This window comes from Agrobacterium sp. T29, assembly GCF_006970545.1.
Taxonomy (GTDB): domain Bacteria; phylum Pseudomonadota; class Alphaproteobacteria; order Rhizobiales; family Rhizobiaceae; genus Agrobacterium; species Agrobacterium leguminum.
In genome coordinates this window covers 199,756-226,506 of record NZ_CP040640.1, presented here as the reverse complement: position 1 = coordinate 226,506, position 26,751 = coordinate 199,756, and the positions used below count along the sequence as shown (strand labels likewise).

Sequence of the window (26,751 nt, the reverse complement as noted above, 5' to 3'; positions counted from 1 at the left end):
GGTGCCCCCTTCGCAGGAATGCAAGCGAAAATGCGGCGTTTTCAGGCTGTTTTGCGGTAGTCTTCGCGGCGATCGGCGTAATCGGCAAGACGCTCTCTCAGTAACGCCAGTTCGCGTCGCAATTCCATCAGTTCCTCAGCTTCGGCCTGGGCATGGTCGAAGTCCCCGGCCAAGGCTTCGGCCAGAAGCGGTGGAAGTCCGGAAGAGGCCGGATCAGCACTCCTGACCGTGCGGTTGCCCATCAGGACCTGCCGCACGCGCTCGTCCAGCGGCATGTCGTCGTCGTCATTGACGGCCTCGCCGTAATAATCGGCAAAGCCGTCTTCCTCCGGCTCGATATTGTCCTCTGCGGCAAGATCCTGCAAATCGTCGAACACAGCCGGCTCGATCGGTTCGAATTCGGAAATCTGCAGAGACTCGACCGGCAGCTCGACGGAGGATGGAAGTTGCGCGCCCTCTTCGATGAGCAATGCGCCCTCCTCTTCCTCGTCATGGCGACGGTAACTCAGGAGATAAAGACTGCCCAGCAGACCGATCAATGCACCGCCGCCTGCCAGCATGGCGGCCTGCGTCAGATCGCGGGTCAACTCACCGGGTGTCGCCTTCTTGGTCAAACGGGTTTCGACCGCGGGCGTGGCGGATGCGGAGAGGTCGCGGCGTTCGCTTGCCTCGAGATAGACATTTCGCGCCTTTTCCAGTTCACCCTGCAACCTGGAGAATTCGCCGGGGGCGACACCGAGTTCGTTCAAGCGGTCGAGGTATTTCTTGTGCTCGCCATTGGCGGTCGCGATCTCCTGAGAGATGCGCTTTTCATCCGCCCGCAGGCCTTCCAGCAATTGCCGCAATGCGGGGGCGGCAAGCGCCTGTGCGGCATCCACCGCATTCTGGGCGGCGATGCGGCGGGGGTGTTTCGGGCCGTAATCGACCGAAACCGCGGCAAGCGCCATGCTGGCGGTCGAATGCTTCTGCCTAATATCCTCAAGCGCCGAAAAACCCACGCCGGCCGGCAGAGGCTTCGCAAAGACATCATTCGGCTTTAGCGCCGAAGCCGCCGTCAGATCGGCCTGAAGGGATAGTTGCTGCCGGGTGGTTCGCGCCAGATTGTCGTTTGCGTCGCGCAGCTGCTGTTCGAGTTGCTGCGCCTCTGCCATCACGGCGTCACCGTGGCGCATCTGGAAACCGTTCAGCGCGGCTTCCGCTTCATCGAGCCTTGTCCGCGCCCTCTCCGTCTCGCGCATGGCGGGCGTCATGGTGCCGGCCTTGCCATCCGCGATCACGCGCATCGAAAGATAATCGGTCAGCCGCATGGCGGTTTCCGGCGTTGCGGCCTTGCCGGTCACGATCAGCGTATTTTCATCCGGGGTCAGTTCCAGCCGGATCGCTTCGCCCACCGCACCGTTCAGCGCCTCACGCTCAGACAGCGGACGCGCATCCGCGCCGGTCAGAAGGTCGAAAAGCAGGCCCAGCTCGCCCTGATTGCGAACGCCGACCATATCGGCGGACTTCAGCTTGAGATCGGCGGTTATACGGTCGAGCCCGGAGGGTGAAAGCAGCGTACGACGCGCCATCGCCAAAAAGCGGGCGGCGTCGGGGGCATCGTAAGCGGTCTGGGAGACCTCGATCCGGGCCTGCGAAACATAACCGCGAAAGCCCGAATCGACGAGCAGAAGCGGAAGGGCAGCCCCGGCAACGGTGGCGGCGGCGATGCAGCCGGACGTCAGGAGCCGCCGACAATGTCTGCGCCATTGCGATACGGGCGCAGCGACATCATCCTCGTCAGGGCGGATCGCCATCATGTCCGGATTGTCATCAACCATCTGAAGCCGTCTGCCGCCCTCGGTGCCGCCCGCAACGGGCGACTGTCAAAACCTTACGAGAGGTTAAAGGATCGTGGCAAACAAATGGTTAACGCAACGCCTGCGAGAACGGCCTCAGCTCTTGCCGAGCGCGATGTGCCAGGGTTCGGCGCAGAGGCTGTAGAGCCAGCTCATGTGAAGCTTGCGGAAAATTTCAGGCATGCCGGCCACTTCCGACGACAGGACCTTGAACAGCGGGCCAACCGCGATGGTGACCCGCGCATTCTCGCGGCTGACGGTGCGGTGCAGCCATGTCTCCTGGTTTTCCTTCAACATTCCCGCCAGCAGAACATCCACCTTAACGCCCGATGCATCGCGGTTCAGCATGACGAAATCGTGCCAGGGCGCATGCGCCCGCAACCTGGCAAGAACCTCACCGATCTGCGCGGCATCATCTCCCGCCACACCGATGCGCTTCGGCACGGCCATATAGGTGAGAAGCGCCATCACAAAGGCGACGCCATCGATGGGCGCAGGCAGAGGCTCACCACTATCGCTGCGCGCGGCGGCCCTCATTGCCTTGCCCTGCGGCAGAAGCAGGCAGCTTTCCAGAATTTGCCGGTAGGCGTTGTCCTTGAGCGAAAGCTTCGCCTTCTCGATTGTGAGAAAGGACAGCATCGTGTGCCCCTCACAGGCAGACGCCCTGCCGCTGACCAATTCCAGCGCCCCATTCCAGTCGAGATCACAGACGCGCAGTCCGTGGATATTCCGTTGCGATTCCGGCCGCGCGAAACCTGACGCGAAACTCATTACCAACCCCCAAATGCCAAACCCATCGCCACCGATCCGAGACATGGCCTGCGGGATGGTGGTTCATGGGCTTGTTATACAGGTGCAGGTTGAATTTAGCTTGAAAGCAATCTCTAGAATGCCTGGGGATACGGCAAGAGACAATTAACCAGAAGGATCTCCGCATCCCCTATCCGGCCGACGCCCCTCGCCAGCTGGTCGTCAGTGGCTTGGCGCCGCTTCTTTCCCGGCTTCAGCCTTCTCGCCCTCGACGAGCTTGACCGAGCGGGGCGTGCCATTGCCGTTCTGCTCGCGGATGTCGGCTTTCGACAGATAATCGAGCTGTTCGATCAGCACGTCCTCGACCACCTCGTCATCGAGCCTCTTGTTCAGCCCCTCGCGGATGCGCTGCTTGAAGGCTTCGGGATCGAAGGTGGAAATATTGGCGATATTGACCATGGAAGAACCCGCAAGCAGCGTGAACAATTCATCGGTCATCAGCTGCGTTGCCGGCAGCTCGATCTTCGCCATTTTGGTCTTGTCGACACGCAGCGAAATACGGCTGAGGAAATAGCCGTTCACCCCGCCATCATTGATGACGGGGATCGTGATGCTTTCGCCCTTGACCAGTTGCAGATTGGCCTTTTTCGCCCCCGCCTCATCCGGCGCGGGCGCCGTCGCCAACTGGACGGAGAAATACACCGCGCCGAGCGTGACGGCGCAAACCCAGACGCCAGTGAGAAGAAGCTTCAACATCAGGAGGCTGCGCCGTACATGAACTGTTCCTGCGAATAGGTGCCGTCCGTATCGGCCTCCTGGATGGCATTCTTCAAGAGGTCCGCGACCGCGCGGACCGCATTCAGATGCGCCTCGACGCGGCTGGCATTGGTGGCGAGCTTGGACTTGATGCCCTTGACCTGCTCCATGTAACCGGCAGCGATTTCCTCGCGCGGCGTATCGCGGAACAGCATCGTCAGCTCATAGAGGCAACGGCTCTTGTGGGCGTTGGAGACCTTGAAGTCGAACTTGGGGTCCTTACCGATATTGTCGTTCTCGTTGTCGATGATCATCTCAAGGCGGCCGAGAACGGATTGGATACGGTGGTCGTTCGACATAAGGTCCATGCTTGTCTCCTCGTTAACGTTTTTCATTCTCAAGCCTCGTCCGTTTTCTCATTGGAAACGCCGAGAACCTGCCGCTCGAACTCCGCCACCATCCGAATTGCAGCATTATTGTCTTTTTCATTCATCGATACGTCGGTAATGCCTTTGCTTTCAGCCTTCCGAAGCGCATCCTTGTAAGCCTGCTCCGCGATGCCGACGCCGCCATTTCTGGAAATCGTGTCGGCAAACTGTTCGGCCATCATGCTCTTCCAGATCTCGCCGGCATTGCCCTTGCCGTAAACTTCCTCGCTGTCTTTCGGCAGCATGTTGGCCACGAAGGTCTGGAGAACCGAGGCTTCATATTTGCGGTATGTTTCCGGGATTTCGGTGCGGGCCGCGCGAATATTGGTGTCGCCGAGCCCAGCCTTCGAGGAGGCGCCATCCAGCATCTCGACCGCGGCGCCAAAGCCCTTGCCGGCATCGGCAAGGCTGGTTGCGGCAAAAGCCGCCTTGTTCGCCTTGAGTTTTTCCTGGGCGACCTGAACTTCCTGTGGGTCCGCAGCGCGAACCACATCCATCACCAGATCACTTATCACCGATATCGCCACGTCCAGATCTCCCGAGCTGACGAATGGGCGGCACAGAAAGCCGGCGCATCCGCTCAATCAAGAAACATCGCCGGAGACGTCCTCAAAAACGCCCGCGATGCAACAATGGGACAGATTATGGATCGCCAACCTTGCTGGAGGCTGGTGTGTGGGAAACATTCGTAATTTCTAACAAATCATAGATTGCATTATCGTCGGCCTCGCGGTCCTCAAGATCGCGCGCAAGGTGCATCCTGTCCTCGAGCCGGTCAGCCTTGGTCTTTTCCTTCAGGACCTTGTTTTCCTGAAATTGCTGAACGCCTTCAAGCTGGCGGTCCTGGACGACGAGACGGCCGTAGCGGTCCGAATAGTGCCGGGAGAATGTCTGATGCACCGGCTCCATGGAACTCATGGCTTCCAGCACGTTCTCCATGGATTGCGCAACTTCCGCCCGTGTGCGGGTGGTATCGGCCAGTTCCACCTCGGCCATTTTTTCCATGTGCCGCTGGACGGTTACCAGACGCTTGAGTTTGGCCGAGCGCTTGTCCGAAGCCATCGCATTTCCCCCGATCAAAAGCCGATGAAGACCGGGCCGAAACCATCCACGAATTGGCGGATGAGGGCCGCGACCGACAGGTAAAGCATGAAAAGACCACCCGCGAGAACGAAGGGCGTTGAGATAAAGAAGACCGGAATCTGCGGCGCGAGCTTGTTGATGAGGCCGACCGCGACGTTGAACATCAAGCCGTAAATCACGAAGGGGCTGGCAAGCCGCAGCATGATCGAAAAAGACGCCCTGAGCGTGTCGGTCAGCGTAATCAGCATCTTCTGGCCGCTGATAAGCGCACCGACCGGCGTGGCGGTGTAGGAATCCACCAGCGCCTTGAGGACGATGTGGTGGAAATCGAAGATGAACAGAACCAGCAGGCCGCCGAAGGTGATGAAGTTGGATATCTGGTTTTCCTGCACGTCTTCGATGACATCGGCACCGCCCGGCGCACTGAGACCGATGGAGGCCCCGATGAGCGCGCCGGTGAACTGGAAACCGAGGGTGTAGAACCGCGCGATCAGGCCATACATCGAACCGATGACCACCTCTGTGAAGATGAGGCCGACGACCGTGCCCTGGCTTGCGCCGGAAACTTTCGGATAAATCGTGTCCCACAGCACGGGCAGAAGCGCCATGGACACCGCGACGCACAGAAGCATGCGAATCTGCGGCGAAATGCGCGAGCTTGAAAAGCCCGGCATGGTCATGAAGCATGCGCCGATACGGCAGATGGCAAGGAACAATGCAATGATTGTCCCCTGCGGGTCGGTTATCATGAAATGGCGCCCAGAATCTTGATCTCGAGACCCTTGGCCAGTTCCACATGCGAAAGAACCGGCAGGGTCGCAAAGAGTCGCTCGATAATCATGCGCACATAGGACCGCGTTTCCGGCGAGGTTACAAGGACAAAGGGCAGGCCGCGATCCATGAATTCACGGATAACTTTGGATGCCTGCTCGGAAAACTCCTCAAGATGGCGGGGATCGATGTCGAATTCGACGATTTCGCCCTTCTGGTCGCGCTTCAGCGCCTGATGGAAGACCATATCCCATTTGTTGCCGAGGCGCAGGACGCGCAACACGCCATTGTCGGCAAGATCGCCGCAGAGCTGCTGCGACATGCGCACCCGCACATGTTCGACGATCTGTTCCGTCTTGCGCACATGCGGCGCAAGTTCGGCGACCGCTTCGAGAATGAGATGCAGGTTGCGGATTGAGACGCGCTCGGCGAGCAGCAGTTTCAGCACCGCCTGCAGGCCGGAATAGGACATGTGCGACGAGCAAATCTCGTCGGCCAGCTTCTTGTATTCCGGATCGAGCCTGTCGATGAGGATTTTGACGTCCTTGTAGGACAGGAGCTGCGGCAGGTTGTTGCGGATGACTTCGCTCAGATGCGTCAGCACCACGGAGACGTTGTCGATCGGATGGAAGCCTTCGCGCTTCAGATCCTCGGTGAAGGTCTCAAGAATGGAGACGGCGGGCATGCCGAAAGCGGGTTCGCGGATTTCGTCGCCGGGAATGCTCGGCTTGCGCCCTGCCCCGGTCACGACCAGCACGTCGCCGACGCGCAGGTTGCTGGATGCGATGGTCGTGCCGTGAACGCGAATCTGATAGGCTTTTTCCGGGATCATGATGTCGTCGGAAACCTTGATCTCGGGTACGACGAAACCGTATTGGGTCGCGAATTTTTTGCGCATCTTGCCGACGCGGAAGGCCAGTTCCTGATGCGCCCCGAGAAGGCGGGTGGAAACCTGCTTGCCGAGCGCCAGTTCGATCTCGGCCGTCTTCAGCACCTGCTTGACCGAATCCTTTTCCGCCTCGGTGGTCTGGAGAACCTTGTTCTCCTCTTCCTGACGCCGCAGCGCGCTTTCGGCCTCCGCCTGGCGCGGAATATACCAGCTGCCGAAGGCCATGATGCCGCCGAGGAAGATGAAGGGCAGGAAGGGAAGGCCCGGAATGATGGCGAGCAGTCCCATCAGCATGGCCGAAACCATCAGCGCGCGCGGATAACCGCTGAGCTGATTGACGACCGCCTGGTCCGTCGAGCCGGCGGTGCCGCCGCGCGAGACCAGAAGGCCGGCTGCCAGCGATACGATCAGGGCCGGGATCTGCGAGACGATACCGTCACCGACCGAAAGCTTGACGAAAACGTCGGCCGCTTCGCCGATGGGCATGCCGTGGCGGAAATAACCGATGATGATGCCGCCGAAAATATTGATCGCGGTGATGATGAGGCCGGCAATGGCGTCGCCGCGCACGAATTTCGAGGCGCCGTCCATCGAGCCGAAGAAGGAGCTTTCCTCTTCCAGCTCGCGGCGGCGGCGCTGCGCTTCCTTTTCGTCGATGATGCCGGCGGACAAATCCGCATCGATCGACATCTGCTTGCCTGGAATGGCGTCCAGCGTGAAACGCGCGCCGACTTCGGCGATACGCGTCGCGCCCTTGGTGATGACGATGAAGTTGACGGTGATCAGGATCAGGAAGACGATCAGACCGATCACGAAATCGCCGGACATGACGAGGCTGGAGAAGCCCGCAATCACGCCGCCCGCCGCCGTCGGCCCTTCATTGCCGTGGGAGAGAATAACGCGCGTCGTCGCGATGTTCAGCGACAGGCGAATCATCGTCGCGATCAGCAGCACGGTCGGGAAGGACGAGAAATCCAGCGGCCGCTGAATCCAGAGCGCCACCATGAGGATGAGGACCGAAAGCGCAATCGAAAAGGCCAGACCGATATCCACCAGCATGACCGGAATGGGCAGGAAGAGAACGCAGAGGATCGCCACGATGCCCAGTGCGAAACCGATGTCACGCGTGCTCGGACTGACCTTGGGCAAGGAGATGACTGGTGGTTGCGCCATAAATTCGTCCTGTCTCTTCATGAGAAGGGCGACGGAAAAGCCGCCGCACGGTTCCACGGCACCGGTTTTCGAAAAGCGCACGCAATTCGTCCCGATGCTTTCCGCCTATCCCTAGCGGCTGAAGCTTGCGCGAAGGTGGCATCTACAGCGGACGGCGTCAGAAGCCGGACTGAATGCGGGAAAAGACGAGATTGGAAAAGAGCGATATCTGCGCGCCCACGAAGGGGGCGGCGACGCCGAGAACGAGCATGATCGTGACGATCTTGGGAACAAAGGTCAGCGTCATTTCCTGAACCTGGGTCAGGGCCTGAATGAAGGCGATGACGACACCGACGATCATGGCGGCGAGAACCGCGGGACCGGCCGCGACGAGAACCGTCCAGACAGCCGCCTGCATGATGTCAAGCGCATCGGCCTCGTTCATCGTCGCATCCTCAATCCGGAAAGGCGGCGTCATGCCGCCTCTTCAATGTCAGGAACCGGTCGCACTATCCGAATCGGTTCCGCTATCAGATGTACTCGTAATCGGGCCGTTGGAGAAGGTCACGCCGGCCTGCAGCAGCACCTTGTCACCAGCTTCGGTGATGGCGACAACGCCGTCCGAATAGACCTCGACTTCCTTCACCACGCCGGTAACGGTGTCGTCGGCGCTCTTGACCGTCTTGCCGACCAGATCGGAGGCGCGCGTCAGGGCTTCCGCCTGCAGCATGCTCTTCAGATGGGTGTTGGTCTTGATGGTCTGCTCGACCTGCGAGAAGCTTGCGAGCTGCGACATCTGCTCGCCGGCATCCATCGGGCTGGTCGGATCCTGGTTCTTCATCTGGGCGATGAGGAGCTTCAGGAAGCTGTCGTAGTTCAGCGACGCCGCGCTGCTGTCGGAGCTGCTCGCCCCGGCATTGGCCCAGGGATTTGACGCTGCCGAAGTGACTGCATCTACCGCCATGGTGCGATCTCCTTGCGAATCTGTTCGATCGTTGCGGGGGTCATTTCCTGATTGTTGAGGATTTTCTCCTCGATCGGATAGAGACCGCGAATGGCCTTCAGCGCTTCGAAAGCCTTGCCCGAGGCAACCAGCCCGTCGATCCGCTTGAGTTCCGCCAGAACCTCGTCATGCTGGAAGCAGTTCAGCAGCATGCTGACCGACTTGCGGAACATGTTGGTGGACTGTTCGCGCCCTTCCGGGTTGATGAGGATCATCTGCGCGATGAAATAAAGCTGTCTGAGCGGCGTCGTCGCCTGATCGGGCTGCAGGACGTGGTTTTCAAGCAGGAACGTGACATCGTTCAGGAATTCGAGCGCCACCTTGCGATCCACACGCAGAACCGCGCCGTTGATAAAAATCTTTTCGCCCGATTTCAGCGAAATCCGAAGTGTACTTTTCATTTCAGTCCATCCCTGATGATGGTTGTCACGTCAATTATGCCCTGGAAATTCGTCGACTGACGTTTCCGGATCAGTTCGCACTCTTTCAATATCCAGATCGCGATGGAAATCAGATTGGCCCTGAGCTCCATGGCAAGCTGGTTGTCGGGTTGCTTGAGATCCTCAATGAAGCGGATCCAGACCCGTCGAGTGTAAAAAAGCGCTTCGATCGTGTGGCGCTGCGAAGAGGAATCCCTTGCCTCCACCAGAAGGTCGATCGATTTTGTCAACGCCTGCCGCTCGCGATCCTTCGCGTTGGCGACACCATCCTCCATGATTTCGGCGTAGGAAAACTGGTACATTCATGTATCCTTTATCTGCCGCCACCCCTGTTCATCAGAGGTAGTTCACCAGACTCATTTTTTGCAGACGCGACGTGAGGCTGTATGCGATTTCAATCTGCTGCTGCAGCAGATCGAGGCGGGTCTTCGCCTCGTAGGTATCGATCCCCTCAATATCCAGCAGATGCGTTTCGATGATCTTCTTCTGGGCCGCCAGCGAATCATTGGCTTTCGAAACGCGGCTTTCGGAAAGGCCGAGCTGGCTTTGCTGCTGGTTCAGGCCACTGATGGCGGTGCCGATATTGGTCACCGACTTGGTCGCCACCATTTCGCGAACGCCGCTATCCACCTTTTCGTCGAGGAAGGTCATCGCCGTCATCGCCGTCAGTGCAAAATAACGCATGCCCTGCGAATTGCTGTTGCTGGAGGTTTCCACGACCTCGTTCTGGCTGATACGGCTCGTCATGTTGGTGTCGCTCGCCTTGGAGCCGAAGGTCGTCCAGAAATCGTAGTTCTGGCCGGCCGTCAGGCTGCTGTGGGGCGGGTTCGTTACCGTCGTGGTGCCGTTGAACACACCTTCGATATGGGTCATGAAGGCTTCGGCCTGGGTCTTGGACAGGCCGGTGATGTCGCCAACCGCCGGCGTCTGCGCCGCCATGAATGCGTTCAGCTCAGTCTCATAGGCTTCCTTCAGGGTAGACCCTTCAGCGAAATAGTCATCGACGGGCTTCACATCCGTATTGATGCCGGAGAACAGAAACTCGCCATTGACCGCCGTATTGGCGAAGCTGGTGAAATTGTTGAAGGCATTCGAAATGGTTTTGGCAACCGTCGTCAGCGTCGGCGCTTCGCTGCTGGTATTGGGGACAAGAACCTTCTGAATTTCCTGTGCGGCCTGCGCCATGCCGTCCAGCGCCGTCTGCGAGGATTTGAGGCGTTGCGTTGCAATCGAATTGACGCTGACCAGCGAGGTGATGCGGTCGATATCGCGATTGAGATCGAGGCTGCGGGCGGTGTTGGCGCCCAGCGTCACGCCGAGATCGGCATGCTTGCCCGTCGTCAGCTCGGTATTGAGATTGGTCATCTCGAGCTGAGCCTTGAGGATGGTGCTGCGCATGCTGTTCTGCATCGCCAGCGATGAAATGAATGACGTTTTCATCGTTTACCTCACCATGTCCATCAGGGACTTGAGCATTTCGTCAACGGTCGTCACCAGTTTGGTCGCGGCCTTGTAGGATTGCTCGATATCCATGAGCAGCGACAGTTCCTCGTCCAGGCTGACCGCCGTATTGTTCGAATAGGACGTGGCGGAGCGCTCATAAAGCGCGCTTTTCGCTTCGTTCGCAGAAGTCGCGCCGGAACGTTCCTGTTCGAGCCACCCCATCGAGTTGGTGCCGTATTTCAGGATGCTGGTATTCGTATCGATACGTGTCGACGCGGCAAAATTCATGGGCGCGTCAAAAGCAGTAACATAGCTGCGGATAAGCTCGGAGAAACCGGTTCCCCCCGACGCTGCGGTATTGATCACGTAATCGGTACCGTTGATACCGCCGTCACGCAACAATTCCGGATTGCCACCTTTGGAAATAATTAACGCCGGGTTGACGGTAATGCTGGCTGCGAGCCCGGGAGAGACAATCCCGTCTGCCGGAATGGTCGTCGCCGCCGGCGAGCCATAGGTGAAGAGACCCGGCATATCCGGCAGGCCGCTGGTCGCGTCGGCCGGCTTTTCCGCAAACATAGTGATGAGGCCGCGGGCGATTTCGTCGAGCTGGCTCTGCATCGTCGGCGCCAGATCGTCACGAACCTGCATCAGGCCCTGAAGCGACCCCTCAGACGTCGTGTTGCTGCCGCTTCCTGCCTTCAGCGCTACGCCATCGACATAGATTGCGTTGCCCGTGGTCGTCGCATCAAAGCCCGGCTGCGTCTTGAAGGTGACGCTGCGCGGCACGATTTCGAACAGCGTCGCGCCATCCGTCGTATAAAGCGCCACATCGTTGTTGGGGCGATTGACGACATTGATGCCGATGATGGAGGAAATATCCTTCAGAAGCGTCTCGCGCTGATCGAGAGCATCGCTTGGATCGCCGCCGATCGCCGTCTGCGCCTTGACCTCGTTATTGGCTTCCTCGAACTTCGCAAGCAGCCCGTTCAGCTTGTCGACCTGAAGGGCGATTTCCTTGTCGGCGCGCAGACGCATCGCCTGCAATTCGTTCGAGGCCTTGTTCAGGGAACTGGCGACATCGGTAGCCGAGGTGACGGCCGTGGCGGCCAGAGCGGCATCGCTCGGCTTGGCGGCGTAAGCGTCCAGGCTCTTCAGCAGTTCCTTCATATAGGTGGCCGGCGAACTCTCATAATCGTTGCCGCCGAAAATGCTCTTCATTTCCTCAAGACCGGTCAGAACCGTGCTCTGGCCGGAAGCGAGAGAAGAGCTGGAAATCGTCTGCCTGAGAAGACTTTCATTCTGGGCACGGCCGTTGGAGACGATACTCGCTCCAGCCATGGTCGTGCCGAGAATGGCGGTTCGCTTGACGTAGTTAGCATTGCCGACATTGGCAATGTTCTTGGAGGTAACGTCCGTCTGCTTACCTGTATTATTGAAAATCGACTGCGCAGTATTCATTGCTGACGTGAGCGACATTCATCTGTCCTCGTGAGAAGTATTATCTCTTCAGATTGATCAGGACGTCCATCAAATCCGATCCAGTCTGGAAGACTTTCGAATTCGCTGTGTAGATACGCTGGGATTCAATCATGTCGGTGAGTTCGCTGGCGATATCGACGTTCGAGCCTTCCAGCGCACCCTTCTGGATGTAACCGAAGCTGCCCGTCTGCGCGAAGCCGATGGTGACGACACCCGACTCGTTGCTCGGCAGATAGACGTTACCGTTCTGCGGGCTGAGATTGTCGACGCTCGGCACCGTGGCGAGCGCCAGCTGGTAGATATTGCGGCGACCGCCATCCTGATAGACCGCCGTCACCAGGCCATCCTTGCCGATTTCGACGTCCTTGATCTGGCTTGGGCCGTTACCGTTCAGAACAGCGGTGCCAGGCGTGAACTTCGAGGAGAACTGCGTCATCTGCGACAGGTCGATCTCGATCGCCTGCGCCACGCCGCTGTTGCTGTCGTTAATCGTGATCGAGCTATCCGATCCGCTGGTGAGCTTGTTGGTGGCGGGATCGAAGGTCAGGGTGACCGTTTCCTTGACGAGCGTAGCCGGCGCGGTTGCCGTATAGGGGAAGCCGCCATCCGTCGACTGATCCTGACGATAAACCGACACTTCCCACTGCGGATTGCCGGACGCATCGTTGTCAATGCGCGTGTAATAGAAGTCGTAAAGAACCTTGGCACCGCCGCTGTCGAAGGCCGTCAGCGACGTCTTGCTGCCCACCGTCGACGTCGCGACGTTGTCACTTGGACGCGATCCAGCGGCAACGATTGCCTCATCGCGGTTAAGGTTGGCCGGGAAGCTGCCCTGCGTGGAAGGCGATGCCGTCAGACCGAAGTTGTTGACGTTAATTGCCTCGAGACCCGTAAATCCGTTGACGACCGCTGCCGGCGGGTTGGCGCCGTAAGGGTAACCCATCAGCTGGAAGCCCGCCGCATTCTCCAGATATCCTTCCGCGTTCTTCACAAAAGAACCAGCGCGGGTGAGGTAGGGCGCGCCTGCACCGTCCTGAACCACGAAGAAGCCGTTGCCCTGAATGGCGAGGTCGGTGCTCGAGGTGGTGTAGGAGAGGTTGCCCTGCTCCGAAATGCTGTAGCGAACGTTGGACTGCACGCCGCCGGACGCATAGCTGCCCGACGAGGAGGGCAGAACGAGCGAGGAGAACGACGTCGATGCGCGCTTGTAGCCGGTGGTGCTTGCGTTGGCGATGTTGTCGCCCACGGTCCCCAGCTTGTTCGCCTGTGCATTCATGCCGGACACACCGGTTCGCATAGTGCCGAAAATACTCATTCAAAAACCCTCGTGGTCATCTTTCAGGGAGAAGGTAAAGCGTTTGGCTTGCGTGAAGCTGTCGGAAATACCGCGTTTGAAAAAGACCACGCGGGTCAATGAAAATCATTGCCAATCAATGCTGTAGCCGAGGAAACGTTTGGAATCGACCGGATCGTAGCCAAGCTTCTTGCGCAGCTTCTTGCGCAGCTTGCTGATGTGGCTTTCAACGACGTTTTCTTCGACGTCGTCATCGAAGATGCCGTAGATGGCATTGAAAATCTGCGCCTTGGAAACGCGGCGTCCGCGATTGGCGATCAAATATTCGAGGATGCGGCGCTCACGGCGCGGCAAGGGGAACGCTTCACCACCCACTTCCGGGTCGCGGCCATCGGAGAAAACCCGGATCGGTCCAGCATCGGTGAAATTCGAGATGACCTGCAATCGGCGACGGATCGCCGCCGCACGTGCAAGAATTTCACGGGGGTGTACCGGCTTGCGCACGACGTCGTCGACGCCGCTGTCGAAAAGCGCCAGCGTCGATTCCAGCGAGGGCTGGTCGCTGACCGCGATCACCGGGGCCGTCGTGCGATCCCTGATCGCCTTCGGCAAAGAAAAGCTCCGGTCGCCCTGGCCGATCAGGAAGGCTTCCACAGCCGCAAGATCGCTTTCCGCCGCCGTCGAGACCCACTCCCCGAATTCGACCGGATCGAACCCGGTCGAGGGAATGCCCTCACGCCCAAATAGAGATGTATAGCCGTCTTTAACGAGCTCGCGCTCATCAACCACTACGATCATTCGTCCGCCTCCGAATCAGTGTGGTGTTTTCCAATGTGGCATTGGTACGAATCGGGCGATTCAGGGACAACTGTAGGAAATCATCGATAGATATTAATAATTGATTAACCATTTTGTGCCGATTTGATCTATATATAGTGGGTATTAACCATATATGGCACAAAATTTTTGTGTAGAAATTTCAAAATTCCGAAAAAACCGCTTGAAATGCCTTTTTTCGATCAATCTATCGCCACATTTCAAAATACGAGTCCTGCGGCGCCTGAAAGCAATTTCAGGTTGTCAACCGTCGCAGAAATTTTTCGCGTTGGCGGTCCATTTCCCGTAGCCCGTCGCCACCAGATTGGCGATGACACGGCAGACATATTTCTTCTGCGCGGGGTCATTGTTGGGGCCGGCATGATAACGGGCGACCGCCATGGTCCAGGTTTCATGCCTGTTGTGAAGGTTGCGCAGAAACATGGCGGCATATTCCACATTGCGGCGCGGATCGAACATTTCCCGCGCGGATGCGAAGTTTTCGCCATGGAAATAATGATTTATCTGCATGCATCCGAGGTCGATCAGCTTGGCGCCGTTGCGCTTCGCCGCCTCAAAAGTGGTCAAAGCCTCCTCTGTGGAGGAGGCAAATACCGGTTTTCCCTCGATATTCATGGCGTTGGGGTCGAGACGCCCCTTGCGGCCCGTTTCGGTCAGCCCCACCGAATAGAGAATTCCCTCCGGCACGCCATATTTGCGGGCCGCCGACTGGATCTCTCTTTCACAGACACCTGACGTTGCCGAAGCGGACGCGTTTTCAGAGGTAGACGCCATTGTCAGCAGAAGAGCGGGCAGAGCCAAGAGCGCCATCCATGCCTTCATTATGCACCCCCAAATTATCGCCATTGCCTTGCCGGTCGCCCCGTGCTCCGGACTCGTCACGGTTGCGCCCGGCGGCGGCCTGCTGGCCCTGCTGCTGCGCCTGCTGATTTTGCTGATTGTTGCCTTGTGTGCCCGTTTGGTCACTCTTGTCGGAAGAAGCGATGCTGATGGTGATGTTATCGACCGTCAGACCCTGCGCCTTGAGGCCATCGAGGATGCTCTTGCTGTCTTCCTGGAGCTTTTTGTAGGCCGCAACACTCTCCACCGTCATGTGAACGGCAAGCTCGTCACCAGCAAGACGCAGCGACATTGTCACCGATCCAAGCTCGATCGGCGTCATGTGCAGCTTCAGCGTATGGACGACCTTGCCGGTGCTGCTCTGGGCCGCCGCATTGGAGAGCGACGAACCGGGCTGCATGGCGCTCACCCATTCCGGATCGTTGACGATCAGGCCGGTCAGGGCCGAAGCGTTGGTCGAGGGCGCCAGGCCGATAAACCGCCGCGAATCGAGAACCGTTATGGTGTCGGCCGCCTTGCCGGTGCTTTCGCGTGCATCGAACTCGACACGGCCTTCACGCTGAACGGTGCTCATATCCAGAGCCCGGGCCACGCCTGAGCGCGGAGACGAAAAACGGAATGCCGAGGCATCGCCCTCATTTTCCGAAGCCGAGCCCGCCTCGTTACCGGCTGGTGCGATCCCTGTCGGCATGTCCTTGACCGAATGCTCGACCTTGCCACGGACAGGCTCAGCGCGGTCTGATTTCACCGTGTCGGCCTTGCCGGCAATCGCCTGGGCAATTTCCTCAAGCGGTGTCTTGGCCGTCGCCATATCGGCGGCATTGGCCGTCACCAGCTGCAGTGCCGCCAGCTTCGGATCGATCGTATCGTCCGTCACCTCGGCGTCCTTGTCGGCGTCGTCCTTGAGCTTCTTGCCGGTCTTGCCGTTTTCCGGCGTTGTGCGGGCCGTTTTCACGGTGCTCTGAAACTCGGCCACCGTCTCCTGGGCACGACCTTCGCCGGCATGCTCGTTGACGATCACATTGAGAAATGTTGCGGGCCGCTTGACTGGGACATCCATCTTTTCCGCCTCGCCATCGGGCTGCGCCTGCTGTTCTTCAGCCGGGTTCTCGTCCTGCTGATGCCGCGAATGCAGCGCCTGCGGCGGGCGCTCGTCCCGAACCGTGGAAAGGGCATCGCCGAAACTGCCGCCCTTGGCGTCGTCCCTGGCATTGGCGCTGCCGGCGCGCGGATCGGATGGCGGCGCATTCACTATCGCGTTGATGGTTGCGTCGATCATGGTGCCCCCTCGCCTTTCTTCAACAGGCTGTCGATTTCATCGAGCTTGCTGCGACCGCTCGTCACGAGTTGCCGCACGTTGTCGCCCTCATCGTCAGCCTTCTGGGTTTCGACCCGCCATATGCTCCTTGCATCGGCAGCGTTCGCTTCGTTTTCGGGCGCATTCCGCCCGGTGTCCTTCGTGGCCGCAGTGTCGGCCTCGACACCGGACTGCGGGGAAGGAGGACGAACCACCTGCTCGGCAATCGCCCTTGCCGCCTCCCGCAAGGCCCTGTCCCGTTCCGAAAGCTGCGCTTCGGGAATCTGCCCTATTGTTTCGATCGCGCTCACCACATCGGGCGTGCCGATGTTGGAAAGGCTTTCATAGAGATTTGCCTGCACTTCCGGCTCACCCGGCAGCGCAGGAGACAGCGCCTTCGCCTTCAACGCCGCCATGCGCGCCAGCGAATCCTTGCCGCTGATCGCCGCGAGGCGGGAAAGCCGCAGATAGGCTTCCTTCTGCCTCTCTGTATCCATCATGGCGAAGGTTTCCTGTATCGCCTCCTCCCCGATGGAATCGGCGCGCTTGACCACCAGCGAGACCAGAAGGTCCGCGAACTGGCTGGCATAGGGCGAATGCAGGAACCGCCGCGCATAACGCTGCGCATAATCGACGCCGCGTGCCGCATCGCCATCCTCGACCGCGATGGCGAGCGAACGGCGCAATGCCGCCTCCTCGACGATGGTGCCCGGCGCTTCGAGCCGGGCGATATCGTAAAAACCAAGCGCCGCCAACGGATCGCGCGGGATCGTCACATTGCCGCCGATCAGCGCAAGGTAGGCGCCAATCCGCTTGCCGCGATATTCCGGCACCATGGCCGCAATGCTCTGCGCGACAAGCGTTCCCTTGCCGGAGAGGTATTTGCGCAGGATATCGGCAACGCGGCTGTCGAAATTGCCATCCACATCACGCGCGACCAGCAATTCCAGCGTAGCCGGATTGCCGCCGCTCATCGCATAGATAAGCGCCGCATCGACATTGCGCGGATCCTTGAAGATCGCCGAAGGCGCGCTCTTCAGCCGCTCATCGATGGTCTGAAGTAGAAACCGCTGCATTTCCGAAGCGGAATGGTCGCCCATGGCGACCGAATCCTGCACGAATTGCAGGGAGCGCAGCATGGCATAGGGCATGAGATTGTCTTGCGACTGCGAAAACGCCCTGCCCGGCTCGGAGCCGAGACCGCAAAGCGTTGCCGCAAGAAGAAGCCAGCGTTTCGAGGTTTTCGTCACACTCACCCCCGATCGGCCTCAAGCAGAATTTCGATGCGGCGGTTGGCGTCCGCCAGAGGGTCCGCCGGCACCTGCAATCTGCGGTCCGCAAAACCCGAGACCTGCTTTACCCGCTCTTCCGACAGGCCGCCGCGCACCAGCATGTAATAGGCGCTGTGAGCGCGATCCATGGAAAGCCGCCAGTTGTCATTGGCCTCGCCCTTGAACTGCCGTCCGTCGGTATGGCCGCGTATCACCACGCTGCCACCGCGCTCCTGAAGCAGTTTGCCGATTTTTTCCATGGCCAGAACCATTTCACGCCGGGGAACGGCCGATCCGATATTGAACATCGGCGTTTCCGTCTGGTCGGAAATGGTGAGCAGCAATCCGCCTTCGGCCGGTGTCACCACCAGACCTTCGGAAAGCTTGCCGGTAATGCCGGATATCTGCTTCTCGATCTCCTCGCGCAGCGTGTCGGCCTTTTCCCAGTCGGCGTCGCTGGCCTTTTGCTGAGCATCGCTCGCCTGTCGCGGCTCATCCGGCTTTGGCTGCGCTAGCGCTGCCTGCTCGGCCGCATCCGGGCGCTGCTGCGGCACAACGGCAGCGACTTCCATCGGTTTGCCGTCTTCCGCCTTGTCGGCCGGTGTCTCGGACGCCTTGAGCGCGACCGCCTGAGCGTTTTCGGCCGCATCCTCCTGTGTGCTCTCGGCGAGTTGCTGTTCAACCGGTTTCTGCGGCTGATCGGCGCGGGTGATTTTCACCTGCTGGGTCCAGAAATCGGGATCGAACGGATCGCGATAGGCTTCACCGCCGCTTGCGCCCGTCGCCGGGCCGGAATCGGCGGCGCCGCCCTCGCCCTTGGCGCTGACATTGGCCTGCTGCCCCACCTGCTGGGCGATTTCCGCCAGCACTGAATAGGGATTTTCGAAAAAGTCGGCTTCGGAGAAGTTCGACTGCTCACCGGTCTGCGAGGTCAGGTCTTCGCCCGTCGCCGCGGCCGAGCCTTTGGTGACCTTTTCCGCCTGGATGTTGGACTGGTCCTTCTTCTGGACGCCCTCTTCCTTATCCACCGGCTTTTCCAGCCCCTTGGACGAGGGTTTCTCATCGGACAGCTTGATCGGATTGAAATAGCTGGCGACCGAGGCCTTAGTTTCCTCATTGGCGGCATTGACCAACCACATGACGAGGAAGAACGCCATCATCGCCGTCATGAAGTCGGCATAGGCGATTTTCCACGCACCGCCATGGGCGCCGTCATGACCGCCCTTGTGGCGCTTGACGATGATGATCTCGTTTTTACCGTGGTGGTGATTTTCGCCTTCACTCATTTCATCACCTTGCGAAGACTGGACGCCCAGGCGGACATGCGCGTCACGAACACGCTTTCACCCAACTCGACGGAAAGATCGATATCGGTGGTCTCGGTAAATTTCATCGTTTCTTCTTCAAAGCCCGGCTGCGTCTTCAGCCGCTCGAACAAATCTTTCGGGCCTTTCACGACAAGCGTGACCCCTTCGCCATCCGGCATGGCGCTACGCACCACATCCGCCAGCGCCGAGACCGCCTTGAGCGACAGCTTTTCCGTCAGGAGCGGAGCAAGGATATTGGCGGTCTGTTCGCTGAGATTGGCCGCAATCGCGTCGATACCCTCGCGCAGACCATGGGACAGGGAAGCCGCGATTTCTTCGAGATGACCCGAACGCAGGGCCTCCAGCTCGGCCGCATGGGCAGCGATCAGCTCTTCCCGCTCCGCCTGCATCTTCTCGGTGATCTCGCGGGTAGCATCTTCGCGGCCGCGGTCATAGGCCGCCTGTTTCTCGCTCTCCACATCGACGGGAGCAAATTCGTCGAAACCGGAAGCGCCATCGGCAAAACCGGACAGGAAATCTGTGTCGGCCAACGGGTCGCCGAAGGCCTGCGCCGCCGGTTGCGGTTGCGCTTCACCGAAGTCCTTGAGAAACCGTGCAATGGACGCGCTCATGCCTGCCCCCGGCAAAACAGGAGAAAGGGGCCAGACATGTTTCGTTGCCCGCGCGAATCGCAAAAGCCTCGCCGCATTTCCGGACGGAAAACCGGGGTCCACTTTTCCTGGAAATGCTCTAAGCCGTTTGGCGGCACCACCGTCATCCTTGCTACCCTGCCCGTCTCTTCCACGTTTCCCGGCCGGATCACGCCATGCGATCCGCCCCATATTGACCCGACGTTAGGTGTTCAAACTTGTGCGAGGATGAAGGCGGGCTCGATCAGGAAGCCTGCGCCCATTCATCCCCGCGCGCCCACACGCCGGCCAGACCCGTTACTTGAAGAGCTGGAGGATATTTTCCGCATTGGCGTTGGCGATGGAGAGCGCCTGGATGCCGAGCTGCTGCTGCGTCTGCAGCGCCTTCAGCCTGGTCGATTCCTCGTTCATGTCGGCATCGACGAGACGGCCGATACCCTTGTCGATCACATCCATCAGGCTGGAAACGAAGTTATCCTGCATGCTGATGCGGCTCTGCAGCGAACCCAGGCTAGAAGCCGTGCTGGTCATCGCCTCAAGCTGCCCGTCGACGAAGGACATCATCATGTCGATGGCGTCTGCGTCGGTATAGGTCGTGCCGCCGCCGGCAAAACCGCCCATGGCCGCGGCAACGATATCGAGATTGCCGAGATCAAGGGTGGAGACGGAAAAACCGAGGGAACGATCGGCGGACGCCGCTCCGCTGCTGGTATCGTAAAACCAGTCGTTGCTGCTGGTGTCGCGATAGGCAGGAGAAACGGTGGTGCCGCCGCTCGACGGATCCGTCCCCGTCACCTTGACCCATACATTTTCGGCAAGGCGGAGGTAATTGGCGGTGCCGTCGCTATAGACATTCGGATCGGTATTCGTATCCGTCGTCGCGGCATTCAGCGCGCCGATTTCTGCGTCGGTGAGCTTCGGTACGACAAAACCCGCCTGCGTCGCCGTGCCGGCGGTCGTCGAGGTCTGGGTGACTTCATATTCCGTCTTGCTGACGAAAACGGCGTTTTTGTCGAGAATACCGAGCTTTCCGCCACTGAGGTCGAAAAGGACGGTGCTGCCGTCGAGCGTGTAGTCAACGGTCGTGACCCCGACATTGCCCGAGCCAGTGCGGGTGAAGGATGCAACGACCTTTTTGGTGATCGATTCTTCAACCGGAGGCGTGCCACCGTTGCTGATACTGGCCTGCAGCCAATTTTCACCCGAGAAGGAGGCCGATTCGGAGATGCTCTTCAGCTGTTCCTGAAGCTGCTTGATTTCATCCTGAATCTTGCTGCGGTCGGCACCCACGCCATAGGCGGCGACGAGCTTGGCCTTGATCTGCTTGACGACCTCGATCGTGCTTTCAAGCGCGTCATAGGCGGTATCGACCTTGGCGGCGCCCAGACCCAAAGCATCCTGCACGGCCGAAAGCGCATTGTTGTCGGAGCGCATTGTCGTTGCAATGGACCAGTAGGCCGCGTTGTCCGCCGCAGTCTCGACACGATAGCCGGAGGACACGCGCGCCTGCGTCGTTTCCAGATTCTTGTCGATCATCCGCAGGGTTTGCAGCGCGGCCATTGCCGCCGCATTGGTCAAAATGCTGGTCATGGGGTCCACCCAACTCAAAATTTAAGAAAAAATCCGGCGCTGTGCCGACAACGAGCAGGGGCATCATGCGCATCGGCAATGGTCTGAACCGACCACCGCGACCTGCCGTTCGTTAACAAATCGTTAATACGATAGGTAACAAACAACGAGACTGATTTGCAAGGCGTTCCTCGCTTTCGCAGCCGGGTTTCGCATAAACCGGCAGGCTTCAGGCAAGCTCGGGTTAAAACGCACCGGAACGAGGCCGTTGCGCCCGCGATTTCGGCGCGCGCAACGGACATGACGGAAATAGGGAGCGGGTGATCCGGTTAAGCCGCTTCGCCCTGACGGGTGGGCACGAATCGGGCAGCCGTCAGGCTTTGACGAAGAAACTCGGTGTTCTCGTCCGGATTTTCGGAAGGGTTCTGAAACGAGACGTGATTGATCTCGATCGCCGCATGTTCGTTGGCGAGCGTCAATCGCGCATAGACCGTGGCGCCCTTCGGCTTCAGTTCGAGATCGAGGACGATCTCCGGCGCGCCTTCCCATTCGAGCTTATACTCGCCGCCGGCGCCGAAATTGATCGTACCGGGATGATAATAAAGCTCCGCAGCCGATGAAACGAGGTCGGCGATACTGCCGTAGCACTCGAATCGGAGCAGCGAAATCAGGTCGGCCGGGTCTAACAATCGAAGTTCGGTGGCGATCGGGTTGATCGCCTCTGCGACGATCATTTCCCGCTGTTCGGAATAGGCGGATTTTTTCATTGGTTTTATTGAACCCGTATTTTCGATGACTTCATGGCGTAAACCCGGTGAACGAGCTCAGCCACAGCCTTGTAAAAGACTGGTGGAATCACACTATCTACCGAGACTTGCGCAAACATGGAGCGTGCAAGCGGCGGGTCTTCAAAAACGGGGATATTGTTTTCTTCCGCAATCTCGCGGATTTTCAAGGCGATAAGGTCCTGACCCTTGGCGACGACAACAGGTGCGTCGCCTTCTTCGCGAACATAACGCAGCGCCACCGCAAAGTGTGTCGGGTTGGCGATGACAAGTGTGGCGCGCGGCACATTGTTGATCATGCGGCGGCGGGCACGGTCGCGGGCGATGGAGCGCTGGCGGGATTTGACCACGGGGTCGCCCTGCGACTGCTTGTATTCTTCTTTCACCTCATGCTTCGTCATCTTCAGCTGGCTGAACCAGTGGTGGCGCGTCCACAAAACGTCGACGGCGGCAAGCAGCGCGGTCGAAAGCAGAATCACGACCATCATCTTTTTGACGATCTCGACCACCCGGACGAAAATCACCTGCGGATCGGAGAACATCAGATCGATGAGGCTGTAAAAGTCGCCACGCAGGGCAAGGAACATGATGACCGAGACGATCATGATCTTGAATACGGATTTGCCGAATTCAACGAAACCCTGCTTGCTGTAGATGCGCGTGAAGCCCTTCGCCGGCGAGACACGCGACCATTGCGGACGCACCCGCTCAAGCACCGGCGACGGCAGGTTCTGGAAAAACGACGAAGCAAGCCCGAAGACGATGAACATGATCATCGCCGGCATAAGCAGATAGGCCATCGAGGTGCCGAGAAAATACAATAGCGACAGGGCATCCGGCCGGGTGCTGAGGTCCCACTGTTCTGGCTGGCCGAACAGGTCCTTCAATGTGACGCCAAGACGACCGGCGCCATCGGGCAGGAAGAAGACCAGGTAACAATAAAAGGCAAGCGACGAGGCAAAGATCGGCACTTCGCGGGAAAAGGGAAGATTGCCCTTTTCCGCCGCATCGCGGAGTTTTTTCTCCGTCGGGGCTTCTGTTTTACTGTCCTTGTCCTGATCGTCTGCCAAGGCACGTCTCCGGGATCAAAAAAAGGCCCGCCGATCCCGGCAGGCCGTCATTCCCGAAACTAGCGTCCGTGACCGGCCATCGCAATGGCCGCTTCCGCCGTAAGGGCGGGTTATCAACCGGCTTCCGCTTAAGCCGCGGCCGGTTGTTCCTCCGCGGACGCTTCCTTCAGCTGGATCTGGCCGGAATTGGCGAGCCGGATCGCTTCCTGCGCGACGGCGCGGCGTGCAATCGCCACTTCGCGGGTGTTGATCGAGGCCTGCGGCACCGCAAGATCCGATTCGATCATGCGGCGCTGGCGCGGGCTGATGCTGGAGAGCACGCATTCCTTGATTTCCATCGTGGCGCCGCGCAGCGCCATCGTCAGAACATCGGCCGAAACATCGTTGAGCAGCAGGACGCGGCTGCGCTGCGGCATGAACATGAGGTCGTCGAAGAGGAAGATCTTCGGCTTGACCTTGTTTGCGGCTTCCTTGCTGAGCGTCTCGAGCGAGCTGAGCAGCGTATCGACCTGCGGCTTGTCCAGTTCGTTCATCAGATCGGCAACCTTCGTGGAACCGCCGGCATTGCGCTCGGCCTCGATTTCGTTGATGAGGTTGACCACACGCTTCTCGATGATCTGGGCAGCCGTCGGGCTGACTTCCTTCATATTGACGGTACGGTTCATGATATCGGCGCGCTGCTCTTCCGGAATGGTCAGGAGAACCTTCGCACCGAAGGACGAGGGCAGCATGGAAAGAATATAAGCGATGGTCTGCGGATGTTCGCGCAGCAGGAACTTGCCGACGAATTCCGGCTCGGCTTCCTGCAGGCGGTCCCAGATCGATGCTTCATAGGCCTGGAAGGCGGCGCGGCGGCCAAGAAGGCTGTCCACCTCTTCAGGGGTGAGGCCTTCTTCGAGAATGCTCTCGATTGCCTTGGCATTGTCCATCAGACCCGTTCCTTCGGTGAACAGGTCCTCGAACTCGGCTACGATCTGGGCAAGTTCATCGGGAGGAATGACGCGCAGGGTCTGGGCCGAGGAAATGATCATCTGCAATTCGTGCTGCGTGAAAAATTTGAGCAGCTTGCCGGCGACGCCCTTGCCCATGGCAAGAAGCACCGCGGCCGCCTTGTCGGCCTGAGACAACGGTTTCCCTGCCAGGGGGTTACCGAAATCCTCGAAGTCCATCATGGTCTTTCCTCTCCGTCCCCACAGGGATCAGGCTTTCTTCGTACTCAGTACTTCAATCAATTTTACGCCGAAGCGCGTATCGTCGTCTTCCAGAACCGTTATTTCACCGCGCGCAATACGGCGGCCATTCACCATGATCTCGACCGGCTCGCCGATCTTGCGATCAAGCGCGATCGTTGCGCCCTCTTCAAGGCTCATCAGCCCCGAAACGAGCATTCTGCTGGTGCCGAGAACGATCTGGACATCGATCGGGATGTCCATGATCATTTCCATGTTTTCGGACAATCCGCTGCCAAGCGGCGCCTTCACACCCGCAACCTGCGGGGCGGCGGCAAAATCATCCATCCCAAAATCGGCCGTTCCGCCACCGAAAGCGGAAAGGTCGGTATCCGTCGAGACCTCGTCCGTGCTGCCGAAATCGCCGAAGTCGCCGAAATCGGAGAGCGAACCTTCCGCATCCGTCTTGAGGACGCCACGCAGATCGCCGATAGCCTGGTCGAGGTCGCCGCCGTCTTCAAACGACGGCAACGCCGCATCATCGGTCACAGGTGTTTTCTTCGTAGCCATGCGCTGATTATTCCCTTTGAAACTTGCGTCAGCCTGCCCAGAACCCGAAAAGGCCACGCAGGATTTAACCCATCAAATGTCGTAAGATCTCGTCGTCCGTGCTGACATTGTTCTTCACCCGAACCATGTAGCGGTCGCCGGACTTGCCGAATTCGCAATTGTAGAGCTTGGAACCGTTGGCGCTGACCTCGACGCCGATATCGTCCTGCTTCAGAGCCTGGAACGGGATGACATCACCGGCCACCAGCTTGGAAATCGTCCTGAGCGTCAGTGTTTCAAGCTTGATGCGCGCCTCGAGCGTGACCTGCGACCGCTTCACCTGCTCCGAGATCATCTCCATCCACTCTTCCTGCTTCTTCAGCGCCTGGGCTGAAGCCTTGGGGGCAACGATGGAAGTCTTGAGCAGGGGTCGCTGCGGCACGATCAGCGAGAATTCCGACGATACCTTGCCGATATCGATCTTCAGGCGGATGGTCACACCGTAAAGGCCGGCGATCATCTCGTCGAAGGCGCTTTTACCGTTGGAATTAAAGGGCGGATCGATGGCCGCCTCAAAACCGCCCGGCGCATTGACACCGGAGCGCAGGACACCCGCAATGCGGCCAAGAACCATGGCCGCGAGGTCGAGCTCGATATGGGAGAGGCTGCGCTCGTCCGGTTCGCCGATCATGTCGGGCGACGCACCCAGCATGCGCTCCATAAGCGCGATGACGAAGCCGTTGCCGACCGTCATCATGAAATTGGGGCACCAGTTGCGCAGGGAACAATCGGCAACCGCGACATTGCGACCGACATTGGCGATGAGGTCGGTCATCAGTCCCGATTCGGAACCGACATATTCGACGTCTATCGCGATGCCGGTCTCGCTGTGGAAGATATCAGGCAGGAATTCGCTGTAGAGATGGCCGATATCGGAACCGATCTTGGCGATCGTCTTGCGGTCGGACAACCCTCCCGTCAATTTTGCGAGAAGGGCGGTGTCGATGGCGGGTGCTTGTTGCGCTGCAGCTTTTGCCATCGTCATGCCGCCTTGTTTTCGCCGCCGGGGTTCATCATCTCCTGTTCGACGGCGTCAATCGACGGCCGCTCGTAGTTGGAGATGGTCTTGCGGCCGTATTCGAGCGCGACCTGTGGCACCGAGCCGTTCATGTAGGCGATCAGCGTCTGCTTGACGATGATGTAGAGGCGGTGCTGCTTGGTGCGGACGATCTTGACCTGCGACGCCAGCGGATTGCAGATCGAATAGGACAGGATGATGCCGAGCATGGTGCCGACGAGTGCGGCGCCGATCAGGCCGCCCAGCACTTCAGGCGATTCGTTGATCTTGCCCATGGCCTTGATGACGCCGAGAACCGCCGCGACGATACCGATGGCGGGGAAAGAATCGCCCATGGTGGTGATCGCGTGATAGGGCTTCAGCTTGTCGTTCAGGATGGTCTCGATTTCCTCATCCATCAGCGCCTCGATTTCGTGGCTGCGGGCGTTGCCGATAATGATGAGGCGGACATAGTCACAGATGAACGAGGTCAGTTCCTTGTTTTTCAGAACCGAGGGCGCGCTCTGGAAGATCGAGGATTCTTCCGGATTGTCGATATGGGCCTCGATCTCGTTGCGCGATTTCGTGCGCAGATCGCGCATCAGCGAATAAAGCACGCCGAGCACGTCGAGATAGTTTCGCTCCTTCGGGACCGAATGCTTGAAGGCCTCGCCGAGCGCCTTGCCCGAGTCCTTCACGACCTTCATGGGGTTCGCCATGATGAAGCCGCCGAGACCGGCACCGCCGATGATCATCAATTCGAACGGCTGAACCAGCACGTCCAGATGACCGCCCATCGCCATATAGCCGCCGATGATGCAGCCGAAGGTGATTATAAGTCCAATTACAATATTCATTGATCGACCACGCCCGAACAGTGTTCCATGCCGCCATGTCTAAAAAATGTGGCTTGCGTGAACCTGTCCGCAAAGCCTCTCCCGCGCTGCCGCCTCCAGCCAGTTTCGCACAAGCAAGCCACGGCACTATGCCGGCAAAGGCGGACGTGCGCCTTGAGATCGGGATC

Annotated in this window: 28 protein-coding genes; all 28 read right to left on the bottom strand. The window is 59.0% G+C overall.

Annotated features, from left to right (window positions below):
* Positions 1–41 precede the first annotated feature (41 nt).
* A complete protein-coding gene (locus FGF54_RS01160) occupies positions 42–1,817 on the bottom strand; it encodes a hypothetical protein (protein ID WP_142778681.1) in 1,776 nt (591 codons plus the stop codon).
* 114 nt (positions 1,818–1,931) lie between these two features.
* Complete coding sequence (locus FGF54_RS01155; RefSeq protein WP_142778680.1) at positions 1,932–2,606, bottom strand: WecB/TagA/CpsF family glycosyltransferase; 675 nt, start codon at positions 2,604–2,606, stop codon at positions 1,932–1,934.
* 201 nt (positions 2,607–2,807) lie between these two features.
* Positions 2,808–3,341, bottom strand: coding sequence for a flagellar basal body-associated FliL family protein (locus FGF54_RS01150; protein WP_004432561.1), 534 nt, complete (start codon positions 3,339–3,341; stop codon positions 2,808–2,810).
* Positions 3,341–3,709, bottom strand: coding sequence for a hypothetical protein (locus FGF54_RS01145; RefSeq protein WP_004432559.1), 369 nt, complete (start codon positions 3,707–3,709; stop codon positions 3,341–3,343). The genes FGF54_RS01150 and FGF54_RS01145 overlap by 1 nt, the downstream gene beginning before the upstream one ends.
* Positions 3,710–3,738: 29 nt before the next feature.
* Positions 3,739–4,296 carry a rod-binding protein gene (locus FGF54_RS01140; protein ID WP_035236043.1) on the bottom strand — a complete coding sequence of 186 codons (558 nt, stop codon included), beginning with the start codon at positions 4,294–4,296 and terminating at the stop codon, positions 3,739–3,741.
* Between the two features lie 115 nt (positions 4,297–4,411).
* Positions 4,412–4,831 carry a hypothetical protein gene (locus tag FGF54_RS01135; protein ID WP_004432556.1) on the bottom strand — a complete coding sequence of 140 codons (420 nt, stop codon included), beginning with the start codon at positions 4,829–4,831 and terminating at the stop codon, positions 4,412–4,414.
* A 14-nt stretch (positions 4,832–4,845) separates the two neighbouring features.
* Entirely contained in the window at positions 4,846–5,601 is a 756-nt protein-coding gene (gene fliR / locus FGF54_RS01130) for a flagellar biosynthetic protein FliR (RefSeq protein WP_020812910.1), read from the bottom strand.
* Positions 5,598–7,685, bottom strand: coding sequence for a flagellar biosynthesis protein FlhA (gene flhA / locus FGF54_RS01125; RefSeq protein WP_004432552.1), 2,088 nt, complete (start codon positions 7,683–7,685; stop codon positions 5,598–5,600). Before flhA ends, fliR begins: the two co-directional genes overlap by 4 nt.
* 157 nt (positions 7,686–7,842) lie before the next feature.
* Positions 7,843–8,109 (bottom strand): flagellar biosynthesis protein FliQ, encoded by a 267-nt coding sequence (fliQ, locus tag FGF54_RS01120; protein ID WP_003503352.1) that lies wholly within the window; start codon positions 8,107–8,109, stop codon positions 7,843–7,845.
* Between the two features lie 48 nt (positions 8,110–8,157).
* Positions 8,158–8,628 (bottom strand): flagellar hook assembly protein FlgD, encoded by a 471-nt coding sequence (flgD, locus tag FGF54_RS01115; RefSeq protein WP_020812913.1) that lies wholly within the window; start codon positions 8,626–8,628, stop codon positions 8,158–8,160.
* On the bottom strand, positions 8,619–9,068 hold the full coding sequence (gene flbT / locus FGF54_RS01110; RefSeq protein WP_004432543.1) for a flagellar biosynthesis repressor FlbT: 450 nt from the start codon (positions 9,066–9,068) through the stop codon (positions 8,619–8,621). The genes flgD and flbT overlap by 10 nt, the downstream gene beginning before the upstream one ends.
* Complete coding sequence (gene flaF / locus FGF54_RS01105; protein WP_004432537.1) at positions 9,065–9,409, bottom strand: flagellar biosynthesis regulator FlaF; 345 nt, start codon at positions 9,407–9,409, stop codon at positions 9,065–9,067. Before flaF ends, flbT begins: the two co-directional genes overlap by 4 nt.
* Before the next feature lie 34 nt (positions 9,410–9,443).
* A complete protein-coding gene (locus FGF54_RS01100) occupies positions 9,444–10,547 on the bottom strand; it encodes a flagellar hook-associated family protein (protein ID WP_004432535.1) in 1,104 nt (367 codons plus the stop codon).
* Positions 10,548–10,550: 3 nt separating this feature from the next.
* Positions 10,551–12,029 carry a flagellar hook-associated protein FlgK gene (gene flgK / locus FGF54_RS01095; RefSeq protein WP_142778679.1) on the bottom strand — a complete coding sequence of 493 codons (1,479 nt, stop codon included), beginning with the start codon at positions 12,027–12,029 and terminating at the stop codon, positions 10,551–10,553.
* 22 nt (positions 12,030–12,051) lie between these two features.
* Positions 12,052–13,347, bottom strand: a complete 1,296-nt coding sequence (locus FGF54_RS01090; protein WP_142778678.1) for a flagellar hook protein FlgE — start codon at positions 13,345–13,347, stop codon at positions 12,052–12,054.
* 105 nt (positions 13,348–13,452) lie between these two features.
* Entirely contained in the window at positions 13,453–14,124 is a 672-nt protein-coding gene (locus FGF54_RS01085; protein WP_142778677.1) for a response regulator transcription factor, read from the bottom strand.
* 282 nt (positions 14,125–14,406) lie between these two features.
* Positions 14,407–14,973, bottom strand: coding sequence for a lytic transglycosylase domain-containing protein (locus FGF54_RS01080; protein WP_035236040.1), 567 nt, complete (start codon positions 14,971–14,973; stop codon positions 14,407–14,409).
* Positions 14,921–16,282 carry a flagellar hook-length control protein FliK gene (locus FGF54_RS01075; protein WP_142778676.1) on the bottom strand — a complete coding sequence of 454 codons (1,362 nt, stop codon included), beginning with the start codon at positions 16,280–16,282 and terminating at the stop codon, positions 14,921–14,923. Before FGF54_RS01075 ends, FGF54_RS01080 begins: the two co-directional genes overlap by 53 nt.
* On the bottom strand, positions 16,279–17,556 hold the full coding sequence (motC, locus tag FGF54_RS01070) for a chemotaxis protein MotC (protein ID WP_142778675.1): 1,278 nt from the start codon (positions 17,554–17,556) through the stop codon (positions 16,279–16,281). The genes FGF54_RS01075 and motC overlap by 4 nt, the downstream gene beginning before the upstream one ends.
* Positions 17,553–18,857, bottom strand: coding sequence for a MotB family protein (locus FGF54_RS01065; RefSeq protein ID WP_142778674.1), 1,305 nt, complete (start codon positions 18,855–18,857; stop codon positions 17,553–17,555). The genes motC and FGF54_RS01065 overlap by 4 nt, the downstream gene beginning before the upstream one ends.
* Positions 18,854–19,510, bottom strand: a complete 657-nt coding sequence (locus tag FGF54_RS01060) for a hypothetical protein (protein WP_142778673.1) — start codon at positions 19,508–19,510, stop codon at positions 18,854–18,856. Before FGF54_RS01060 ends, FGF54_RS01065 begins: the two co-directional genes overlap by 4 nt.
* Positions 19,511–19,825: 315 nt before the next feature.
* The gene (locus FGF54_RS01055) at positions 19,826–21,118 is read right to left on the bottom strand and encodes a flagellin (protein WP_004432519.1); all 1,293 of its coding nucleotides are present in this window, start codon (positions 21,116–21,118) and stop codon (positions 19,826–19,828) included.
* A gap of 308 nt (positions 21,119–21,426) precedes the next feature.
* The gene (locus FGF54_RS01045; protein ID WP_004432518.1) at positions 21,427–21,864 is read right to left on the bottom strand and encodes a hypothetical protein; all 438 of its coding nucleotides are present in this window, start codon (positions 21,862–21,864) and stop codon (positions 21,427–21,429) included.
* Positions 21,865–21,869: 5 nt separating this feature from the next.
* Positions 21,870–22,952: a flagellar biosynthesis protein FlhB gene (flhB, locus tag FGF54_RS01040; protein WP_004432517.1), complete on the bottom strand. Its 1,083-nt coding sequence runs from the start codon at positions 22,950–22,952 to the stop codon at positions 21,870–21,872.
* A 128-nt stretch (positions 22,953–23,080) separates the two neighbouring features.
* On the bottom strand, positions 23,081–24,124 hold the full coding sequence (fliG, locus tag FGF54_RS01035; RefSeq protein ID WP_020811423.1) for a flagellar motor switch protein FliG: 1,044 nt from the start codon (positions 24,122–24,124) through the stop codon (positions 23,081–23,083).
* Positions 24,125–24,151: 27 nt separating this feature from the next.
* Positions 24,152–24,691 carry a flagellar motor switch protein FliN gene (gene fliN, locus FGF54_RS01030; protein ID WP_065654454.1) on the bottom strand — a complete coding sequence of 180 codons (540 nt, stop codon included), beginning with the start codon at positions 24,689–24,691 and terminating at the stop codon, positions 24,152–24,154.
* A 64-nt stretch (positions 24,692–24,755) separates the two neighbouring features.
* Positions 24,756–25,715 (bottom strand): FliM/FliN family flagellar motor switch protein, encoded by a 960-nt coding sequence (locus FGF54_RS01025; RefSeq protein WP_168207961.1) that lies wholly within the window; start codon positions 25,713–25,715, stop codon positions 24,756–24,758.
* The gene (gene motA / locus FGF54_RS01020) at positions 25,712–26,584 is read right to left on the bottom strand and encodes a flagellar motor stator protein MotA (protein WP_020010426.1); all 873 of its coding nucleotides are present in this window, start codon (positions 26,582–26,584) and stop codon (positions 25,712–25,714) included. Before motA ends, FGF54_RS01025 begins: the two co-directional genes overlap by 4 nt.
* Positions 26,585–26,751: the final 167 nt, after the last annotated feature.

What these genes read in the sequence shown, in the direction of transcription:
- fliR (WP_020812910.1), bottom strand. Translation starts at nt 5,601, where the DNA reads ATGATAACCGACCCGCAGGGGACAATCATTGCATTGTTCCTTGCCATC.
- FGF54_RS01080 (WP_035236040.1), bottom strand. Translation starts at nt 14,973, where the DNA reads ATGGCGCTCTTGGCTCTGCCCGCTCTTCTGCTGACAATGGCGTCTACC.
- FGF54_RS01100 (WP_004432535.1), bottom strand. Translation starts at nt 10,547, where the DNA reads ATGAAAACGTCATTCATTTCATCGCTGGCGATGCAGAACAGCATGCGC.
- FGF54_RS01045 (WP_004432518.1), bottom strand. Translation starts at nt 21,864, where the DNA reads ATGAAAAAATCCGCCTATTCCGAACAGCGGGAAATGATCGTCGCAGAG.
- FGF54_RS01155 (WP_142778680.1), bottom strand. Translation starts at nt 2,606, where the DNA reads ATGAGTTTCGCGTCAGGTTTCGCGCGGCCGGAATCGCAACGGAATATC.
- FGF54_RS01160 (WP_142778681.1), bottom strand. Translation starts at nt 1,817, where the DNA reads ATGGTTGATGACAATCCGGACATGATGGCGATCCGCCCTGACGAGGAT.
- FGF54_RS01075 (WP_142778676.1), bottom strand. Translation starts at nt 16,282, where the DNA reads ATGATCGACGCAACCATCAACGCGATAGTGAATGCGCCGCCATCCGAT.
- flgK (WP_142778679.1), bottom strand. Translation starts at nt 12,029, where the DNA reads ATGTCGCTCACGTCAGCAATGAATACTGCGCAGTCGATTTTCAATAAT.
- FGF54_RS01145 (WP_004432559.1), bottom strand. Translation starts at nt 3,709, where the DNA reads ATGGACCTTATGTCGAACGACCACCGTATCCAATCCGTTCTCGGCCGC.
- motA (WP_020010426.1), bottom strand. Translation starts at nt 26,584, where the DNA reads ATGAATATTGTAATTGGACTTATAATCACCTTCGGCTGCATCATCGGC.
- FGF54_RS01090 (WP_142778678.1), bottom strand. Translation starts at nt 13,347, where the DNA reads ATGAGTATTTTCGGCACTATGCGAACCGGTGTGTCCGGCATGAATGCA.
- flhA (WP_004432552.1), bottom strand. Translation starts at nt 7,685, where the DNA reads ATGGCGCAACCACCAGTCATCTCCTTGCCCAAGGTCAGTCCGAGCACG.
- FGF54_RS01025 (WP_168207961.1), bottom strand. Translation starts at nt 25,715, where the DNA reads ATGACGATGGCAAAAGCTGCAGCGCAACAAGCACCCGCCATCGACACC.
- fliQ (WP_003503352.1), bottom strand. Translation starts at nt 8,109, where the DNA reads ATGAACGAGGCCGATGCGCTTGACATCATGCAGGCGGCTGTCTGGACG.
- FGF54_RS01085 (WP_142778677.1), bottom strand. Translation starts at nt 14,124, where the DNA reads ATGATCGTAGTGGTTGATGAGCGCGAGCTCGTTAAAGACGGCTATACA.
- fliG (WP_020811423.1), bottom strand. Translation starts at nt 24,124, where the DNA reads ATGATGGACTTCGAGGATTTCGGTAACCCCCTGGCAGGGAAACCGTTG.
- flgD (WP_020812913.1), bottom strand. Translation starts at nt 8,628, where the DNA reads ATGGCGGTAGATGCAGTCACTTCGGCAGCGTCAAATCCCTGGGCCAAT.
- FGF54_RS01150 (WP_004432561.1), bottom strand. Translation starts at nt 3,341, where the DNA reads ATGTTGAAGCTTCTTCTCACTGGCGTCTGGGTTTGCGCCGTCACGCTC.
- FGF54_RS01065 (WP_142778674.1), bottom strand. Translation starts at nt 18,857, where the DNA reads ATGAGTGAAGGCGAAAATCACCACCACGGTAAAAACGAGATCATCATC.
- flaF (WP_004432537.1), bottom strand. Translation starts at nt 9,409, where the DNA reads ATGTACCAGTTTTCCTACGCCGAAATCATGGAGGATGGTGTCGCCAAC.
- flbT (WP_004432543.1), bottom strand. Translation starts at nt 9,068, where the DNA reads ATGAAAAGTACACTTCGGATTTCGCTGAAATCGGGCGAAAAGATTTTT.
- FGF54_RS01055 (WP_004432519.1), bottom strand. Translation starts at nt 21,118, where the DNA reads ATGACCAGCATTTTGACCAATGCGGCGGCAATGGCCGCGCTGCAAACC.
- FGF54_RS01060 (WP_142778673.1), bottom strand. Translation starts at nt 19,510, where the DNA reads ATGAGCGCGTCCATTGCACGGTTTCTCAAGGACTTCGGTGAAGCGCAA.
- fliN (WP_065654454.1), bottom strand. Translation starts at nt 24,691, where the DNA reads ATGGCTACGAAGAAAACACCTGTGACCGATGATGCGGCGTTGCCGTCG.
- FGF54_RS01135 (WP_004432556.1), bottom strand. Translation starts at nt 4,831, where the DNA reads ATGGCTTCGGACAAGCGCTCGGCCAAACTCAAGCGTCTGGTAACCGTC.